General features: G+C 70.4%; 17 protein-coding genes. 16 read left to right on the top strand and 1 reads right to left on the bottom strand.

From position 1 onward, the window contains the following. Nucleotides 1-2 precede the first annotated feature (2 nt). From gspD to MOJ79_RS01045, 6 genes are all read left to right on the top strand, one after another. Nucleotides 3-2168, top strand: coding sequence for a type II secretion system secretin GspD (gspD, locus tag MOJ79_RS01070; protein ID WP_241922475.1), 2166 nt, complete (start codon nt 3-5; stop codon nt 2166-2168). Between the two features lie 19 nt (nt 2169-2187). Next, a complete protein-coding gene (gspE, locus tag MOJ79_RS01065) occupies nt 2188-3609 on the top strand; it encodes a type II secretion system ATPase GspE (RefSeq protein ID WP_241922474.1) in 1422 nt (473 codons plus the stop codon). A gap of 3 nt (nt 3610-3612) precedes the next feature. Then, nucleotides 3613-4827 (top strand): type II secretion system inner membrane protein GspF, encoded by a 1215-nt coding sequence (gene gspF / locus MOJ79_RS01060; protein WP_241922473.1) that lies wholly within the window; start codon nt 3613-3615, stop codon nt 4825-4827. Nucleotides 4828-5106: 279 nt separating this feature from the next. Next, on the top strand, nt 5107-6105 hold the full coding sequence (locus MOJ79_RS01055) for an AAA family ATPase (RefSeq protein ID WP_241922472.1): 999 nt from the start codon (nt 5107-5109) through the stop codon (nt 6103-6105). A 54-nt stretch (nt 6106-6159) separates the two neighbouring features. After that, entirely contained in the window at nt 6160-7101 is a 942-nt protein-coding gene (locus MOJ79_RS01050) for a 5'-nucleotidase (RefSeq protein ID WP_241922471.1), read from the top strand. Beyond that, nucleotides 7095-7337, top strand: coding sequence for a hypothetical protein (locus MOJ79_RS01045; RefSeq protein WP_241922470.1), 243 nt, complete (start codon nt 7095-7097; stop codon nt 7335-7337). The genes MOJ79_RS01050 and MOJ79_RS01045 overlap by 7 nt, the downstream gene beginning before the upstream one ends. Here MOJ79_RS01045 and MOJ79_RS01040 read toward each other — a convergent pair. After that, nucleotides 7328-8068 carry a Crp/Fnr family transcriptional regulator gene (locus MOJ79_RS01040; RefSeq protein WP_442863080.1) on the bottom strand — a complete coding sequence of 247 codons (741 nt, stop codon included), beginning with the start codon at nt 8066-8068 and terminating at the stop codon, nt 7328-7330. The two genes, MOJ79_RS01045 and MOJ79_RS01040, sit on opposite strands and share 10 nt — an antisense overlap. A gap of 118 nt (nt 8069-8186) precedes the next feature. On the opposite strand from MOJ79_RS01040, the gene MOJ79_RS01035 reads away from it, so the two are divergent. From MOJ79_RS01035 to MOJ79_RS00990, 10 genes are all read left to right on the top strand, one after another. Next, entirely contained in the window at nt 8187-10121 is a 1935-nt protein-coding gene (locus MOJ79_RS01035; protein ID WP_241922469.1) for an AMP-dependent synthetase/ligase, read from the top strand. Then, nucleotides 10118-10948: an ABC transporter ATP-binding protein gene (locus MOJ79_RS01030; protein ID WP_119289732.1), complete on the top strand. Its 831-nt coding sequence runs from the start codon at nt 10118-10120 to the stop codon at nt 10946-10948. Before MOJ79_RS01035 ends, MOJ79_RS01030 begins: the two co-directional genes overlap by 4 nt. A gap of 18 nt (nt 10949-10966) precedes the next feature. Next, the gene (locus MOJ79_RS01025) at nt 10967-11896 is read left to right on the top strand and encodes a branched-chain amino acid ABC transporter permease (RefSeq protein ID WP_241922468.1); all 930 of its coding nucleotides are present in this window, start codon (nt 10967-10969) and stop codon (nt 11894-11896) included. A gap of 108 nt (nt 11897-12004) precedes the next feature. After that, nucleotides 12005-13081 carry a branched-chain amino acid ABC transporter permease gene (locus MOJ79_RS01020; RefSeq protein WP_241922467.1) on the top strand — a complete coding sequence of 359 codons (1077 nt, stop codon included), beginning with the start codon at nt 12005-12007 and terminating at the stop codon, nt 13079-13081. Between the two features lie 82 nt (nt 13082-13163). After that, nucleotides 13164-14489 (top strand): ABC transporter substrate-binding protein, encoded by a 1326-nt coding sequence (locus tag MOJ79_RS01015; protein ID WP_241922466.1) that lies wholly within the window; start codon nt 13164-13166, stop codon nt 14487-14489. 186 nt (nt 14490-14675) lie between these two features. Further along, entirely contained in the window at nt 14676-15491 is an 816-nt protein-coding gene (locus MOJ79_RS01010; protein WP_119289723.1) for an ABC transporter ATP-binding protein, read from the top strand. Nucleotides 15492-15498: 7 nt separating this feature from the next. Next, on the top strand, nt 15499-15795 hold the full coding sequence (locus MOJ79_RS01005; protein WP_241922465.1) for a hypothetical protein: 297 nt from the start codon (nt 15499-15501) through the stop codon (nt 15793-15795). After that, the gene (locus MOJ79_RS01000) at nt 15788-17053 is read left to right on the top strand and encodes a phenylacetate--CoA ligase family protein (protein WP_241922464.1); all 1266 of its coding nucleotides are present in this window, start codon (nt 15788-15790) and stop codon (nt 17051-17053) included. The genes MOJ79_RS01005 and MOJ79_RS01000 overlap by 8 nt, the downstream gene beginning before the upstream one ends. Before the next feature lie 134 nt (nt 17054-17187). Further along, entirely contained in the window at nt 17188-18153 is a 966-nt protein-coding gene (locus tag MOJ79_RS00995; RefSeq protein WP_241922463.1) for a tripartite tricarboxylate transporter substrate binding protein BugD, read from the top strand. Nucleotides 18154-18176: 23 nt separating this feature from the next. After that, nucleotides 18177-18590, top strand: coding sequence for a hypothetical protein (locus tag MOJ79_RS00990; RefSeq protein WP_241922462.1), 414 nt, complete (start codon nt 18177-18179; stop codon nt 18588-18590). The last annotated feature ends 55 nt before the right edge of the window (nt 18591-18645 follow it).

Genomic DNA, 18645 nt, shown 5'->3' with positions numbered 1-18645 from the left:
CCATGCCCCCGCGATGCCCCCCCGCCGCGCTGGCCGCCGCCGTGTTGACCGCGGCCGTCGCGATGGTCGGCCCGGCCGCCGCGCAAAGCGCCGACGCGCAGCGCGGCAATGGCGGCGTCAGCGCCGCGATGCGCTCGCGCACGCCGGTGACGCTGAACTTCGTCAACGCCGACATCGACGCCGTCACGCGCGCGATGAGCGCGATGATCGACCGCCCGATCGTCGTCGACCCGCGCGTGCGCGGCACGATGACGCTGTACAGCGAGCAGCCGATCACCGTGCGCGAGGCCTACCTGAGCTACCTCGCGGCGCTGCGCGGGCTGGGGTTCACGGTGGTCGACACCTCCGGCCTGCTCAAGCTCGTGCCCGAGGCCGACGCCAAGCTGCAGACCGGCGTCGTCTCGGTGGGTGCGCCGACCGCGCGCGGCGACACGATCGTCACGCAGGTGTTCCGGTTGAACTACGAGAACCCGAACAACCTGGTCGCGATCCTGCGTCCGCTGATCAGCCCGAACAACACGATCAACGCCAACCCGGCGAGCGCGTCGCTCGTCATCACCGACTACGCCGACAACCTGCAGCGGCTGGCCAAGATCATCGCGGCGCTCGACCAGCCAGCCGCCACCGACGTCGACGTCGTGCCGCTCAAGCACGCGGTGGCGGCCGACCTCGCGCCGCTGGTGCAGCGGCTGGCGGCCGACAGCGGCGCGGTGGCCGTGGTGCCCGGCGCGCCGCCGGCGGCCGGCGGCGCCGCCGTGCAGGTGGTGGCCGAGTCGCGCAGCAACGCGCTGCTCGTGCGCGCGCCGAACAACGCCAAGCTCGGCCAGGTGCGCGCGCTGATCGAGCGCCTCGACGTGCCCGGCGCCGCCGGCAGCGCGGGCGGGCAGGTCTGGGTCGTGCACCTGAAGAACGCCGACGCGACCAAGCTCGCGACGGTGCTGCGCGCGGCATTCGCCGGCAGTGGCGGCGGCAGCGCGACGACGGCGCCGGCCGCGCTGCCCACCGCCGCGACGCCGACGACGCCCGGCGGCGCCACGACAGCGACTTCGACGGCCGCGACGGCGCCGCTCGCGGCCTCGGCCGGCCCGTCGACCGGCGGCTTCATCCAGGCCGACCCGTCGACCAACTCGCTGATCATCACCGCGCCCGAGCCGCTGTACCGCCAGGTGCGCGCGATGATCGAGCAGCTCGACACGCGCCGCGCGCAGGTCTACATCGAGAGCATGATCGTCGAAGTCAAGGGCGACAACGCCGCCGACTTCGGCTTCCAGTGGCAGGGCGTGCTCGGCCGCCAGGGCGACCGCTTCATCGGTGGCGCGGGCACCAACTTCGGCAGCACCGGCAACATCATCGACCTGACGGCCGCCGGGCTGAGCGGCAACGCGCAGGGCGTCGCGCTCGGCGAGGGCATCAACATCGGGCTGATCCGCAACTACGGCGGCACCTACGCGCTGGCGGCGATCGCACGCATGCTGCAGAGCCAGACCAACACCAACATCGTCTCGACGCCGAACCTGATCACGCTCGACAATGAGGAAGCCAAGATCGTCGTCGGCGCCAACGTGCCGTTCATCACCGGCCAGTTCACGAACACCGGCACCGGCACGACGAACCCGTTCCAGACCATCGAGCGCAAGGACGTCGGCCTGACGCTGCGCATCAAGCCGCAGATCGGCGAAGGCGGCAGCGTTCGCATGACGATCTACCAGGAGTCCTCGAGCGTCGACGCGCGCGTCGCGCCGGGCACCTCCAACGCCGGGCCGTCGACGAGCAAGCGCTCGATCGAGTCGACGGTCGTCGTCGACGACGGCGCGATCCTCGTGCTCGGCGGCCTGATCGAGGACAAGTTCGAGGAGAGCCGCTCGCAGGTGCCGCTGCTCGGCGACCTGCCGGGCATCGGTGCGCTGTTCCGCAGCCAGAGCCGCACGAAGAACCGCACCAACCTGATGGTGTTCCTGCGCCCGGTGATCATGCGCGACGCCGCCAGCGCGGCGCAGCTGTCGCTCGACCGCTACGACCTGATCCGCGCGCAGCAGCAGGCCGCGCAGCCGGCGCCCAGCGTGCTGCTGCCGATCGAAGGCGCTCCGGTACTGCCCCCCGCGGCCGCGCCGGCGTCGGGCGCCGCCGGCGCGGGCGACGCACCGGCCGTGCCGTCGCCGGTGCGCTGACTGCCGCCGCGACACGACGATGGGCGCGCGCCACCCGCTGCCGTATGCGTTCGCGAAGGCGAACACGCTGCTGCTCGAGGACGACGGGCACGCGCTGACGCTGTGGGTCGGCGACACGACGCCGCCGGCGGCGCTGTCGGAGGTGCTGCGCGTCTACGACGTCGAGACCTTCGAGCGCGAGGCGGCGGCCTCGCTCGCGCAGCGCATCGCCGCCGCCTACGCGGGCGGCGAGTCGAGTGCCGCGGCGGTGGTCGGCGAGGTCGAGAGCGCGGTCGACCTGTCGCGCCTGATGCAGGATCTGCCGGCGGTCGAGGACCTGCTCGAGGCCGCCGACGATGCGCCGATCATCCGCATGCTCAACGCGCTGCTGACGCAGGCGGCCAAGGACGGTGCGAGCGACATCCACATCGAGCCGTACGAGCGCAGCTCGAGCGTGCGCTTCCGCGTCGACGGCACGCTGCGCGAAGTCGTGCAGCCGAACAAGGCGCTGCACGCGGCGCTGATCTCGCGGCTGAAGATCATGGCCGAGCTCGACATCGCCGAGAAGCGCCTGCCGCAGGACGGGCGCATCAGCCTGCGCATCGGCCAGCGCGCGATCGACGTGCGCGTCTCGACGCTGCCCAGCGCGCACGGCGAGCGCGCCGTGCTGCGCCTGCTCGACAAGAGCGAGAGCCGCTTCACGCTCGAGGCGCTGGGCATGAGCGGCGACGTGCTGGCCGGGTTCCGTCGGCTGGTGCAGCAGCCGCACGGCATCGTGCTCGTCACCGGCCCCACCGGCAGCGGCAAGACGACGACGCTGTACGCCGCGCTGCAGACGCTGGACACGGCCACCACCAACGTGCTGACCGTCGAGGACCCGATCGAGTACGAGCTGCCCGGCATCGGCCAGACGCAGGTCAATCCGAAGATCGAGCTGACCTTCGCGCGCGCGCTGCGCGCGATCCTGCGCCAGGACCCCGACGTGATCATGATCGGCGAGATCCGCGACTTCGAGACCGCGCAGATCGCGATCCAGGCGTCGCTCACCGGCCACCTCGTGCTCGCGACGCTGCACACCAACGACGCGCCGAGCGCGGTCACGCGGCTCACCGACATGGGCGTCGAGCCGTTCCTGCTGTCGAGCTCGCTGCTGGGCGTGCTCGCGCAGCGGCTCGTGCGCAAGCTGTGCCCGCAGTGCAGGCGCGCCGACGCGCAGGGGCGCTGGCACCCGGTGGGCTGCGACGCCTGCGGCCACACCGGCTACAAGGGCCGCACAGGCGTCTACGAGCTGATGGTCGCCGACGAGCAGGTGCGCGCGCTGATCCACGCGCGCGCTGCCGAGAGCGAAGTCCTCGCCGCTGCGCAGTCCGCCGGCCTGAAGCCGATGCGCGAAGACGGCGAGCGCCTGATCGCCGAAGGCGTCACCTCGCTCGAGGAGGTGCTGCGCGTGACCCGCGAATGACCGATGCCGGCCTACCGCTTCGAAGCGCTCGACGCCGCCGGTAAGTCGACCACCGGCCTGCTCGAGGCCGACAACGCGAAGGCCGCGCGCGCGCAGCTGCGCGCGCAGGCGCTGGTGCCGCTGGCGGTGTCGCCGGTGGCCGCCGGCGACGCCGCGCGCGGCGCGGTGCGCTTCTCGCGGCGCGTGTTCACGGCGACGTCGCTGGCGGTGTGGACGCGCCAGCTCGCCGGGCTGGTGAGCTCGGGGCTGCCGCTCGAGCGTGCGCTGACCGCGCTGGCCGACGAGGCCGAGGACCCGCGCCAGCGCGAGCTCGTCGCGCACCTGAAGAGCGAGGTCAACGCCGGCAGCACGTTCGCGCGCGCGCTCGCGAGCGCGCCACGCGAATTCGACGAGGTCTACCGCGCCGTCGTCGCGGCCGGCGAACAGAGCGGCGCGCTCGGGCAGGTGCTCGAGCGGCTGGCCGACGACCTCGAGGCGCGCCAGGCGCTCAAGGCCAAGCTCGTCGGCGCGACGCTGTACCCGGCGATCGTCTCGCTGATCGCGGTCGTGATCGTCGTCTTCCTCGTGACCTACGTCGTGCCGCAGGTGGCCAGCGTGTTCGCCAGCTCGAAGCGCGCGCTGCCGCTGCTGACGGTGGCGATGCTCGCGGTCAGCGACTTCGTGCGCGGCTGGGGCTGGCTCGTCGCGTTCGCGCTGGCCGGCGGCGCGGCCACGCTCGCGCTCGCGCTGCGCAACGCCGTGTTCCGCGAGCGCTTCGACGCGGCGTGGCTCGCGCTGCCGCTCGTCGGGCGGCTCGCGCGCGGCTACAACGCGGCGCGCTTCGCCGGCACGCTGGCGATGCTCGCCGGCGCCGGCGTGCCGATCCTCAAGGCGCTGCAGGCGGCGGCCGAGACGCTGGCCAACCGCGCGCTGCGCGCCGATGCGATGGACGCGCTGGTGCAGGTGCGCGAGGGTGCCCCGCTGGCCGCCGCGCTGGCCGCCAAGAAGCGCTTCCCCGGGCTGCTCGCGATGTTCGCGCGCCTGGGCGAGCAGACCGGCACGCTGCCGAAGATGCTGCAGCGCGCCGCCGACCAGCAAAGCGCCGAGGTGCAGCGCCGCGCGATGGCGCTGGCGACCCTCCTCGAGCCGCTGCTGATCGTCGCGATGGGCGTCGTCGTGATGCTGATCGTGCTCGCGGTGCTGCTGCCGATCATCCAGCTCAACACCTGGGTCAGGTAGCCCCGCCGAAGCGCCTGCGGTGCCTCCCCCAGGGGGCGCCGCCAGCGGACCGGCGCAGCCGGATCCGCGGCGGCCGCTGGAGAGGGCCCGGCGCATATCCGTGTTGTGCCAACCGGCCGGACGGGATCTGCGTGTCGGGTCGCCGCCAGGCACGCTCGCAGGCGCGCGTCTTGCTAATCTTCGGCGTGCAGTTGTTGGGAATTTCCCCGCTGCTCCGGGCTTGAAACCCGGCCGGGTTTGTTTGAATCATTCGCACGTGTGCCGTTGTTGGAGGTGTGCATGACGAAGTCGCACGAGCTCGTTCCGGTGGCCGATCGCGGTGCGATCCCGATCGCGAAGATGCGCACCGTGTTCCGCGTCGACGACGTCGAGAAACGGCTGGCCAAGCTGCCGCCGAAGGAACACGAAACGCTGCGCAGCACCTACGAGCGCATGCTCGAGAAGGGCCCCGAGCGCTTCCAGGTCAAGCCCGCCGGCGTGCCGGCGATGGACCACCTGTACGACGAGCTGCCCAACTTCCATGAAGTCCTCGACGACGTCAAGCGCCAGCTCGCGCTGTGCGAGGACAGCCGCGACGCGCTCGAGATCACGCCGATGCTGCTGCTCGGCCCGCCGGGGGTCGGCAAGACGCACTTCGCGCGCGAGGTCGCACAGCTGCTGGGCACGGGGCTGGGCTTCATCTCGATGAGCTCGCTGACCGCCGGCTGGGTGCTGTCGGGCGCGTCGAGCCAGTGGAAGGGCGCGCGCCCGGGCAAGGTGTTCGAGACGCTGGTCGACGGTGCCTACGCGAACCCGGTGATGGTCGTCGACGAGATCGACAAGGCGCGCGGCGAGCACGCCTACGACCCGCTGGGCGCGCTGTACAGCCTGCTCGAGCACGACACCGCGCACCACTTCACCGACGAGTTCGCCGAGGTCGCGATCGACGCCAGCCAGGTGATCTGGGTCGCCACCGCCAACGACGAGCGCGCGATCCCCGAGCCGATCCTCAACCGCATGAACGTCTACCAGGTGCACATGCCCGACCGCGACGCCGCGCGCGCGATCGCGCTGCGCCTGTACGCGAGCATCCGCGCCAGCCACGACTGGGGTGCGCGCTTCGACCCGCAGCCCGCAGAGGCCGTGCTCGACCGCATGAGCGAGCTCGCGCCGCGCGAGATGCGCCGCGCGTGGATGACGGCGTTCGGCAATGCCAAGCTCGATGGCCGCGGCACCGTCGAGGTGCGCGACCTGCCCGAGCCGAGCACCAAGCGCGCCCCGATCGGCTTCGTGCACTGAAGGCGGGCGGCGCCCGGCGCGCGCGGGCATGGCCCCGCGCGTAGCATTGCGGCCATGCCCGCCTCGCTCGCCGGCCGCCTCGTCGTGGCCATCTCGTCGCGCGCGCTGTTCGACTTCGAGGACGAGAACCGCGTCTTCGAGGCCGGCGACGACCGCGCCTACATGCAGCTGCAGCTCGCGCGGCTCGACGAACCAGCACGCCCGGGTGTCGCGTTCTCGCTGGTGCACAAGCTGCTGGCGTTCAACGCCGGCGCGGCCGAGCGCGACCGCGTCGAGGTCGTGATGCTGTCGCGCAACGACCCCGTGTCGGGGCTGCGCGTGTTCCGCTCGGCGCGGCATTACGGGCTGGCGATCGAACGCGGCGTGTTCACGCGCGGCGAGAGCCCCTGGCGCTACCTGCACCCGCTGAAGGCCCACCTGTTCCTGTCGGCCAACGAGGCCGACGTGCGCCAGGCGCTGGCCGCCGGCGTGCCGGCCGCGCGCGTGTACCCGGCGAGCGCGCGCGCCAGCGAGCACCACCCGCACGAGGTGCGCATCGCGTTCGACGGCGACGCCGTGCTGTTCTCCGACGAGGCCGAGCGTGTCTACCGCGCCGGCGGGCTCGACGCCTTCCAGCACCACGAGCACGCCCGCGCCGCGACGCCGCTCGCCCCCGGGCCGTTCAAGCCGCTGCTCGAGGCACTGCACCGGCTGCAGCAGCAGCCCGGCAGCAGCATGCGCATCCGCACCGCGCTGGTGACCGCGCGCAGCGCGCCGGCGCACGAGCGCGCGATCCGCACGCTGATGGACTGGCGCATCGACGTCGACGAGGCGATGTTCCTCGGCGGCCTGCCCAAGGGCGAGTTCCTGCGCGCGTTCGAACCCGACTTCTTCTTCGACGACCAGACCGGTCACGTCGAGCACGCGGCCCGCCACGTCCCGGCGGGGCACGTCGCCGCCGGCATCGCCAACGCCGATGCCGACGCGGTCGTGCCCACCGACGGCGACGCATGCTGAGCCGGTGGCGCCGCCTGTGGCAGCCGCGGCGGGCGCTGTTCTGGCTGTGGGTGCTGTTCAGCGTGCTGTCGTCAGCGTTCGGCTGGGCGCTGCGGCTGCCGGGGCTCAGCGGTGCCGGCGTCGCGCTGTTCGGCCTGCTCGCGCTGGCCAACGCCGCGGCGTCGCTCGTCGTGCTGTGGCGGCTGTGGCGTGAGCCGGCGGCTCCAGCGCGCGGGCCGACGGGCGGTCAATCGTAGCGGCGCAGCCGCTCGAGATCGACGACGCGCACGCCACCGTACTCGATGCGGATCAGCCCCTGCTGCTGCAGCGCGTGCAGCGCCTCGTTGACGCGCTGGCGCGACAACCCGACGAGGTAGCCCAGTTCCTGCTGCGTGATGCGCAGCAGCTCACCGACGCCCGGGTACAGCACCGGGTGGAACAGCGCCGCGAGGCTGCGCGCGACGCGCTGGTTGGGGCTCGTCAGGCGGTCGATCTCGCGCGCGGCGATGAACTGCCCGAGCCGCTCGTTGAGCTGCTGCATCACGAAGCGGTTGAAGCCGATGCTGCGGTCGAGCAGCCAGTCGAAGGTGCGCACCGTGATGCCGGCCACCAGACTGCGCCGCAGCGCCTGGATGTTGTAGCGGTAGGGCTCGTGCTTGAGCACGGTGCCCTCGCCGAACCAGCCACCCGGTGGCACCCCGGTGAACGTGATCGGGATGCCCAGCGACGTGTCGTTGCTCATCTTCAGCAGCCCGTCGATGAGCCCGAACCAGTACGTCACCGGACGGCCGACGCGGCACACGTACTCGCCGGCCTCGACCTGGACGACACGCAGGTCGGCCTGCGCCACCGCGCGCTCGTCGGGGCGCAGCGTGCGCAGCCACGGGATGCCCTCCAACTCGTCGGCGCGCAGTGTGCGCGAACGCGCCAGCAGCGTCGAAGGGCCGGGTGCGAGGGCGCTCACTTCGGGAAAGGCCGCATAGGACAAGCCCGAGGATTGTCGTCACAACGACAAGCCGGCGTCAAACTTGTTTCCACAATCGGCGCCGTCAGGTGGTCGCAGAGGCACGGTGCGACCCCCACCCTGGCGCCACGAGGAGACGTCCGTGACGGCCACCTTTCCCCGACTGCTGCTCGACCACGCCGCCAGGCGCCCGCAGGCGCCGGCGCTGCGCGAGAAGGTCTACGGCATCTGGCAGACGCTCACCTGGGCCGACCTGGCCACGCTGGTGCGCCAGCTCGCGTGCGGCTTCGCGCAGGCCGGCATGACGCGCGGCGACCACGTCGTGATCGTCGGCGAGAACCGCCCGCGCCTGTACGCGAGCATGCTCGCCGCGCAGTCGCTCGGCGCGGTGCCGGTGCCGCTGTACCAGGACGCGGTGGCCGCCGAGTTCGTGTTCCCGATCAACAACGCCGAGGTCGCGTTCGCCGTCGTCGAGGACCAGGAGCAGGTCGACAAGCTGCTCGAGATCCGCGCGCAGTGCCCGCAGCTCGCACGCCTGTGGTACGACGACCCGCGCGGGCTGCGCAACTACGCCGAGCCCGGGCTCGCGTCGCTCGACGTGCTGATCGCCGCCGGCGCCGAGCACGACCGGCAGCACCCGCGGCTGTTCGACGACGAGGTCGCCAAGGGCCAGCCGCACGACGTCGCGGCGATGTTCTTCACCTCCGGCACCACCGGCAACCCGAAGGGCGTCGTGCACACGCACTTCACGCTGCTCGACCGCGCGAGCGCCGGCGCGCGCTTCGACAAGCTGACCGACAAGGAAGAAGTGCTCGCCTACCTGCCACCGGCGTGGATCGGGCAGAACATCTTCAGCTACGCGCAGTGGCTCGCGTGCGGCTACGTCGTCAACTGCCCCGAGTCGTCGAGCACGGTGACGATCGACCTCAAGGAGATCGGCCCGACGTACTACTTCGCGCCGCCGCGCGTGTTCGAAGGGCTGCTCACCAGCGTGATGATCCGCATGGAAGACGCCGGCGCGTTCAAGCGCTGGCTGTTCCACACCTACATGGACGTCGCCCGGCGCGTCGGCCCGGCGCTGATGGACGGCAAGCCGGTCGGCGTGCTCGACCGGCTGAACTATGCGCTGGGCAACGTGCTGATCTACGGGCCGCTGCGCAACACGCTGGGCCTGAACCGCGTGCGCGTGGCCTACACCGCCGGCGAGGCGATCGGCCCGGACCTGTTCACGTTCTACCGCTCGATCGGCATCAACCTGAAGCAGCTCTACGGCTCGACCGAAACGGCCGTGTTCGTCTGCCTGCAGCCCGACCACGAGGCCAGGGCCGACACGGTGGGCGTGCCGATCGAGGGCGTCGAGATCAAGCTCGCCGACAACGGCGAAATCCTCGTCAAGTCGCCCGGGCTGCTGAAGGAGTACTACAAGAACCCGGCGGCCACCGCCGAGGTGCTGACGCCCGACGGCTGGTACCACACGGGCGACGCCGGCTTCCTCGACGCCAGCGGGCACCTGAAGATCATCGACCGCGCGAAGGACGTCGGCCGCATGGCCGACGGCTCGATGTTCGCGCCCAAGTACATCGAGAACAAGCTGAAGTTCTTCCCCTACATCAAGGAGGCGGTCGCGTTCGGCGACCGCCGCGACAAGGTCTGCGCGTTCATCAACATCGACTTCGAGGCGGTGGGCAACTGGGCCGAGCGGCGCAACCTGCCGTACGCCGGCTACACCGACCTCGCCGGCAAGAAAGAAGTGCTCGAACTGATCCGCGACTGCGTCGAGAAGGTCAACGCCGACCTCGCCGCCGACGAGAAGCTCGCCGGCAGCCAGATCAGCCGCTTCCTCGTGCTGCACAAGGAGCTCGACGCCGACGACGGCGAACTCACGCGCACGCGCAAGGTGCGCCGCGGCTTCATCGGCGACAAGTACCAGGTCCTCGTCGACGCGATGTACGCGGGCAAGAGCGAGCAGTACATCGAGACGCAGGTCAAGTTCGAGGACGGGCGCACCGGCAGCGTGTCGGCGACGCTGAAGATCGTCGACGTCAAGACGTTGCCGGCCATGCGGAGGGCAGCATGAACACCGTGGCCGAACCGGTCGTGCAGGCCGCCGCCGACGGAGGACGCCGCCGCCGGCAGGGCGACGTGATCCTCGAGGTGAAGAACATCAGCCTGCGCTTCGGCGGCGTCAAGGCACTCACCGACATCAGCTTCGACGTGCGCGAGCACGAGGTGCGCTCGATCATCGGCCCCAACGGCGCCGGCAAGAGCTCGATGCTCAACTGCATCAACGGCGTCTACACGCCGCAGGAGGGCTCGATCACGTTCCGCGGCCAGACCTTCAGCCACATGAACTCGCGCCAGGTCGCCGAGATGGGCATCGCGCGCACGTTCCAGAACCTCGCGCTGTTCAAGGGCATGAGCGTGCTCGACAACATCATGACGGGCCGCAACCTGAAGATGAAGACGAACCTCTTCCAGCAGGCCATCCGCTGGGGCGCGGCCGAGCGCGAGGAGGTCGAGCACCGCGAGGTGGTCGAGAAGATCATCGACTTCCTCGAGATCCAGGCCTACCGCAAGACGCCGGTCGGCAGGCTGCCCTACGGGCTGCAGAAGCGCGTCGACCTCGGCCGCGCGCTCGCGATGGAGCCGCAGGTGTTGCTGCTCGACGAACCGATGGCCGGCATGAACGTCGAGGAGAAGCAGGACATGAGCCGCTTCATCCTCGACGTCAACGACGAGTACGGCACGACGATCGTGCTGATCGAGCACGACATGGGCGTCGTGATGGACATCAGCGACCGCGTCGTCGTACTCGACTACGGCAAGAAGATCGGCGACGGCACGCCCGACGAGGTGCGCCGCAACGAGGACGTGATCCGCGCGTACCTCGGCACCTCGCACTGACCCGCCAGGAGACCGACGATGGGGTTCTTCATCGAAGCGCTGATCGGTGGCCTGATGACGGGCATGCTGTACTCGCTCGTCGCGCTCGGCTTCGTGCTGATCTTCAAGGCCAGCGGCGTGTTCAACTTCGCGCAGGGCGCGATGGTGCTGTTCGCTGCGCTGGCGATGGCGCGCTTCTCGGAGTGGTTCCCGCACTGGGGCGGCTTCGACAGCAAGCTGCTCGCCAACGTACTCGCGTTCATCGCCGCGATGGCGCTGATGGTCGTCGTCGCGTGGCTGATCGAGCGCCTCGCGCTGTCGAAGCTCGTCAACCAGGAGGGCATCACGCTGCTGATGGCCACGCTGGGCATCACCTACTTCCTCGACGGCTTCGGGCAGACGCTGTTCGGCAGCGACATCTACAAGATCGACGTCGGCCTGCCGAAGGACCCGATCTTCCTGCTCGAGAGCGTGTTCGAGGGCGGCGTGCTCGTCAACAAGGAAGACCTGTACGCCGCGGCGATCGCCGCCGCGCTGGTGATCGGTCTGTCGATGTTCTTCCAGTACACGTCGACCGGCCGCGCGCTGCGCGCGGTGGCCGACGACCACCAGGCCGCGCAGTCGATCGGCATCCCGCTCAACCGCATCTGGGTCATCGTCTGGAGCGTGGCCGGCTTCGTCGCGCTGGTGGCCGGGATCATCTGGGGCTCCAAGCTCGGCGTGCAGTTCTCGCTGAGCCTGGTCGCGCTCAAGGCGCTGCCGGTCGTGATCCTCGGCGGCCTGACCAGCGTGCCGGGCGCGATCATCGGCGGGCTGATCATCGGCGTCGGCGAGAAGCTGGCCGAGATCTACATCGGCTCGCAGATCGGCGGCGGCATCGAGATCTGGTTCGGCTACGTGCTCGTGCTGTTCGTGCTGCTCGTGCGGCCGCAGGGGCTGTTCGGCGAGAAGATCATTGACCGCGTGTAGCGCCGTGGCCGCGATGGTGTTTCGATCAAGGTTCATGCGCGGATCCGGCTTCGCCGGTGCGCTGCATGCGCCCCCTCGGGGGGCAGCGACCGCAGGGAGCGTGGGGGCATGATTTACCGCGAGAACGGCCAGTTCAAGACCAGCTACCGCGCCGACCAGCAGATCTTCCCGATCGCGCAGGACCGCATCGCGATCGGCCTGCTGATCGCGTTCGCGGTCGTCGGCGTGCCGCTGCTGGCCGACGAGTACCTGTTCCGCGCGATCCTGATCCCGTTCCTGATCCTGTCGCTCGCCGCGCTGGGCCTGAACATCCTGGTCGGCTACTGCGGCCAGATCTCGCTGGGCACCGGCGCGTTCATGGCGGTGGGGGCCTACGCCGCGTACAACTTCATGATCCGCGTCGACGGCATGCCGATGATCGTCGCGATCCTGCTCGGTGGCCTGTGCGCGACCGTCGTCGGCGTGCTGTTCGGCATCCCGAGCCTGCGCATCAAGGGCCTGTACCTGGCCGTCGCGACGCTGGCGGCGCAGTTCTTCTGGGACTGGGCGTTCCTGCGCATCGGCTGGTTCACGAATTACTCGACGTCAGGGTCGGTCGGCGTGCGCAACCTCTCGGCGTTCGGCATCCCGATCGACACGCCGGTCGAGAAGTATCTGCTGTGCCTCGCGTTCGTGATCGTCTTCGCACTGATCGCGAAGAACCTGGTGCGCAGCCACATCGGCCGCGAGTGGATGGCCATCCGCGACATGGACGTCGCAGCCGCGGTGATCGGCATCCGGCCCGTCTACGCCAAGCTCACCGCGTTCGCGGTCAGCTCGTTCATGGTCGGCGTCGCGGGCGCGCTGTGGGGCTTCGTGCATCTCGGCGCCTGGGAGCCTGCGGCGTTCTCGATCGACCGCTCGTTCCAGCTGCTGTTCATGGTCATCATCGGCGGGCTGGGGTCGATCATGGGCAGCTTCTTCGGCGCCGCGTTCATCGTCGTGCTGCCGATCTTCCTGAACCAGTTCCTGCCGGCGCTCGGCCACCTCGTCGGCGTCGAGATCAGCACCGCGGCGGTCTCGCACGCCGAGTTCATGATCTTCGGCGCGCTGATCGTGTTCTTCCTGATCGTCGAGCCGCACGGGCTGGCGCGGCTGTGGTCGATCGGCAAGGAGAAGCTGCGACTGTGGCCGTTCCCGCACTGATTTCGCGATTCACCGCCCAAGGGCGGTGCCCCGAGCACTGACGAGTGCACACGTTGTCGTTCCCAACCCTCTGGAGGCAGACATGAACCTGAAGTCCCTTGCCGTCGCGACCGCCATCATGGCTGCCGGCCTCGGCAGCGTCGCGACCAGCGCCTACGCGCAGGCCAACACGCAGTTCTTCCCGGCACTGGTCTACCGCACCGGCGCCTACGCACCCAACGGCGTGCCGTTCGCCAACGGCTACATCGACTACCTCAAGCTCGTCAACGCCAAGGGCGGCATCAACGGCGTCAAGGTCAGCTGGGAGGAGTGCGAGACCGGCTACGCGACCGACCGCGGCGTCGAGTGCTACGAGCGCCTGAAGGGCAAGGGCGCCACCGTGTTCCACCCGCTGTCCACCGGCATCACGTTCGCGCTGACCGAGAAGGTGCCGGTCGACAAGATCCCGCTGATCACGGCGGGCTACGGCCGCAGCGAGAGCACCGACGGCATGGTGTTCAAGTGGAACTTCCCGCTGACCGGCACGTACTGGGACGCCGCCGACATCCTCGTGCAGCACGTCGCGAAGAAGGAAGGCGGCTTCGACAAGCTCAAGGGCAAGAAGATCGCCCTCGTCTACCACGACAGCCCCTACGGCAAGGAGCCGATCGCGCTGCTGCAGGAGCGCAGCAAGATGCACGGCTTCGACCTGCAGCTGCTGCCGGTCGCGCACCCGGGCGTCGAGCAGAAGGCGACCTGGCTGCAGATCCGCCAGAACCGCCCCGACTACGTGTTCCTGTGGGGCTGGGGCGTGATGAACTCGACCGCGCTGAAGGAAGCGCAGGCCACCGGCTACCCGCGCGAGAAGATGTACGGCGTGTGGTGGGCCGGCGCCGAACCCGACGTGAAGGACGTCGGCGCGGGCGCCAAGGGCTACAACGCGCTGACGCTGCAGCACGGCGCCGAGCCGAACGCCAAGGTCGTCAAGGACGTGCTCGCGCTGGTGCACGACAAAGGCCAGGGCACGGGACCGCGCGAAGAGGTCGGGCAGGTGCTGTACATGCGCGGCCTGATGGCGGCGATGCTGTCGGTCGAGGGGGTGCGCCGCGCCCAGGAGCGCTTCGGCAAGGGCAAGGTGATGACCGGCGAGCAGGCGCGCTGGGGCTACGAGAACCTCGCGCTCGACCAGAAGAAGCTCGACGAACTCGGCTTCGCCGGCGTGCTGCGCCCGATCAGCACCTCGTGCGCCGACCACCGCGGCGAGGTGTGGGCACGCATCCACACCTGGGACGGCAGCAAGTGGCAGTTCACGAGCGACTGGTACCAGAGCGACCAGTCGATCATCAAGCCGATGATCAAGGCCGCCGCCGACAAGTACGCGGCCGAGAAAAAGATCGAGCGCCGGACGGCGGCCGATTGCCAGTCCTGATCGGCTTTCCCGACCAGGCTGGCCATCGGGGATTGCCGCACTGACGGCTCCCGCCCCTGCCCCTCCCTCCCTGAGGGAGGGATGCCGGGGTCCTCCCCTGGCCCCTCCCCCGCGGGGAGGGGGACGGACTGCAGGGGACTCGTTCGAGCGCCGCGCGCGGCGCTCGAACGAGTCGAAAGGCGCCTCATGAGCACACCACGACAGATCGTCCTGAACGTCAACGGCATCGAGGTCATCTACAACCACGTGATCCTCGTGCTCAAGGGCGTCTCGCTGCAGGTGCCCGAGGGCGGCATCGTCGCGCTGCTCGGCGGCAACGGCGCCGGCAAGACGACGACGCTGCGCGCGGTGAGCAACCTGCTTGCCGGCGAGCGCGGCGAGGTCACGAAAGGCTCGATCGAGTATCGGGGCGAGCGCATCGAGAAGATGACGCCGGCGCAGATGGTCGAGCGCGGCGTGATCCAGGTGATGGAAGGCCGCCACTGCTTCGCGCACCTGACGATCGAGGAAAACCTGATGACCGGCGCCTACACGCGCCGCGACGGCAAGGCGGCGGTGGCGCAGACACTGGAGAAGGTCTACACCTACTTCCCGCGCCTGAAGCAGCGCCGCACGAGCCAGGCGGCGTACACGTCGGGCGGCGAGCAACAGATGTGCGCGATCGGCCGCGCGCTGATGGCCAACCCGAAGATGGTGCTGCTCGACGAGCCGAGCATGGGGCTGGCGCCGCAGATCGTCGAGGAAGTGTTCGAGATCGTGCGCGACCTCAACACGAAGGAGAAGGTCACGTTCCTGCTCGCCGAGCAGAACACCAACATGGCGCTGCGCTACGCCGACTACGGCTACATCCTCGAGAACGGCCGCATCGTGATGGACGGCGAGGCCAAGGCGCTGCGCGAGAACGAGGACGTCAAGGAGTTCTACCTCGGCATGGGCGGCGGCGACCGCAAGAGCTTCCGCGACGTGAAGTCGTACAAGCGCCGCAAACGCTGGTTGTCGTGACCACGCCATGGAGGAGTTCGACTTCGCTCTGCCACCGTTCAAGCCCGACGACGCGCTCGCCGGCCTGAAGCGCAGCCTGCGCGAACTCGGACTCGCCGAACGCGAAGGGCGCTTCGAGCGGCGCGGCATCGCGATCGCGAAGGCGGCGGTCGACGGCGGTGCGATCGCCGCGGCGGTGGTCAAGAAGCCCTCGCGCCTGAGCCCCGAGTGGCAGACGAAGACGCTGAAGTCCGGCGCCGACGTGCGCGACTTCGTGGCCCACGTGAAGAAGAACCTCGCCGCCTGGAGCGACCGCGATGACTGAGTTCTACGACGCGCTCGAGACGCGCGACCCCGCCGCGCGCGAAGCGGCGCTGATGGCGGCGCTGCCCGCGCAGATCGAACGCGCGCAGGCCACGCCCGCGCTCGGCGAGATCCTGCGCGGCGTCGACGCGCGTGCCGTCACGTCGCGCGCGGCGCTGGCCGCGCTGCCGGTCACGCGGAAGAGCGAGCTGCTCGCCCGCCAGAAGGCGGCGCGCGAAGCCGGCGGCGATCCGTTCGGCGGCTTCTCGGCGATCGGCTGGACGGCGCTCGGCCACGCGCGCACCGCGCGGCGCGTGTTCCAGTCGCCAGGGCCGATCTACGAGCCCGAGGGCGATGCGCGCGACTACTGGCGCTTCGGCCGGGCGCTGTTCGCCGCGGGATTGCGCGCCGGCGACCTCGTGCACAACAGCTTCAGCTACCACCTGACGCCCGCCGGTTCGATGATGGAGACCGGCGCGCACGCGATCGGCTGCACCGTCTTTGCCGGCGGCGTCGGCAACACCGAGCTGCAGCTGCAGGCGATGGCCGAGCTGAAGCCGCAGGCGTATGCCGGCACGCCGAGCTTCCTGCGCATCGCGCTCGAGAAGGCCGACGAACTCGGCATCCGGCTGCCGTCGCTGACCAAGGCCTCCGTCGGCGGCGAGGCGTTCCCGCCGGCGCTGCGCGACGCGCTGCGCGCACGCGGCATCGAGGCGTACCAGAGCTACGGCACCGCCGACGTCGGGCTGATCGCCTACGAGACCGCCGCGCGCGAGGGCCTGGTGCTCGACGAGGGCGTGATCGTCGAGATCGTGCGCCCCGGCACCGGCGAGCCGGTGCCCGACGGCGAGGTCGGCGAAGTCGTCGTCACCGTGCTCAACCCCGACTACCCGCTGGTGCGCTTCGGCACCGGCGACCTGTCGGCGATCCTGCCTGGCACCTGCCCGACCGGCCGCACGAACCGCCGCATCCGCGGCTGGATGGGCCGCGCCGACCAGACCGCGAAGGTGCGCGGCATGTTCGTCCACCCGAGCCAGGTCGCCGAGATCGTGCGCCGCCACCCCGAGATCGGCCGCGCGCGGCTCGTCATCGAAGGTGAGATGGCCAACGACCGCATGACGCTCCAGGCCGAGGTCGCCGCCGCCGCCGAGGGGCTCGCGCAGGCCGTCGCGGCCACGATCCGCGACGTCACGAAGCTGCGCGGCGAGGTTGCGCTCGTCGCGCCGGGCACGCTGCCCAACGACGGCAAGGTCATCGAGGACGCGCGCAAGTACGACTGACGCCAGCGCCCAGCACCGCGGCCCGGCTTGCCGCGACGCCGCCCGCGGCGCGTCACTACGTAGTTCCCGCGACGCGGAAGCGGGCCTGGCCCCGCTAGCATCGTCGGGCCGTCATCGACCGAGGAGTCCCTTCCATGAAGAAGATGCTGATCGCCGCGCTGGCGCTGGCCACGGGCGCCGCATTCGCCTACCCCGACAAGCAGATCACGATCGTCGTGCCGTTCGCCGCCGGCGGGCCGACCGACAAGGTCGCGCGCGACCTCGCCGAAGCGCTGCGCAAGCCGCTGGGCAATGCGACGATCGTCGTCGAGAACGTCGGCGGCGCCGGCGGCACGCTGGGCGCCAACAAGGTCGCCAAGGCCGCCCCCGACGGCTACACGCTGCTGCTGTACCACATCGGCATGGCGACCTCGGCCACGCTGTACCGCAACCTGCCGTACAAGACGCTCGACGACTTCGAGTACCTCGGCCTGGTCAACGACGTGCCGATGACGCTGATCGGCCGCCCGACGCTGCCGGCCAGCAACTTCGCCGAGCTGCAGAAGTGGCTCAACGACAACAAGGGCAAGATCAACCTCGCCAACGCCGGCCTCGGCGCCGCGTCGCACCTGTGCGGGCTGCTGTTCCAGCAGGCGATGAAGATCGACATGACGACCGTGCCGTACAAGGGCACCGCGCCGGCGATGACCGACCTCATCGGCGGCCAGGTCGACATCATGTGCGACCAGACGACGAACACGACTGCGCAGATCGAAGGCGGCAAGGTCAAGGCCTACGCGGTGACGACGAAGCAGCGCCTGACGACGCCGGTGCTGAAGAACCTCCCGACGCTCGACGAGGTGGGCCTCAAGGGCTTCAACGTCTCGATCTGGCACGGCCTGTACGCGCCCAAGGGCACGCCGAAGGCCGTCACCGACAAGCTCAACGCCGCGCTGCGCGAGGCGCTGAAGGACCCCGACTTCGTCAAGCGTCAGGAAGCGCTCGGCGCGGTCATCGTCACCGACGAGCGGCTCACGCCGGCCGGCCACAAGCAGTTCGTCGCCGCCGAGATCGACAAGTGGGGTGCGGCGATCAAGGCCGCCGGCCAGTACGCCGACTGACGGCGACCGTCGGCGTCCGCACGATGCACGACCCCGAGGCCGCCCGAGAGGGCGGCCTTTTCGTTGCGGTGGCCGGCCGGCGCTGGCCGCTGCTCGTCGTCGACAGCATCACCGAGGCCATCGGCCGCGGTGCGGGCTGCGCCGTCGTCAGCGGCTCGCACGGCGGCGCGAGCGCCGCGCGCTTCGCGCTCGAGGCCCGCGTCGCGCTCGCCGTGTTCAACGACGCCGGCGTCGGCCGCGACGCAGCCGGCATCGCCGGGCTCGACGCGCTGCAGCGCGAAGGGGTGCCGGCCTGCGCCGTGCGGCACGACAGCGCGCGCATCGGTGACGCGCACTCGACCTGGGACGACGGCGTGATCTCGCACGCCAACGCCGCCGCGGTCGCGCTCGGCGCCCGCGCGGGGCTCGCCGTGCGCGCGTGGCTGCGGCCGGTCTGAAGTGCCGCACACAGCGCAAACGGGCGGCCATCGGGTGCGTCGCGCCGACATGGCC

The sequence above is a fragment of the Calidifontimicrobium sp. SYSU G02091 genome (genome assembly GCF_022631395.1).
Taxonomy (GTDB): Bacteria; Pseudomonadota; Gammaproteobacteria; order Burkholderiales; family Burkholderiaceae_C; genus Calidifontimicrobium; species Calidifontimicrobium sediminis.
Note: the sequence above shows the minus strand (reverse complement) of the source record. Positions and strands in the feature narration are given on the sequence as shown.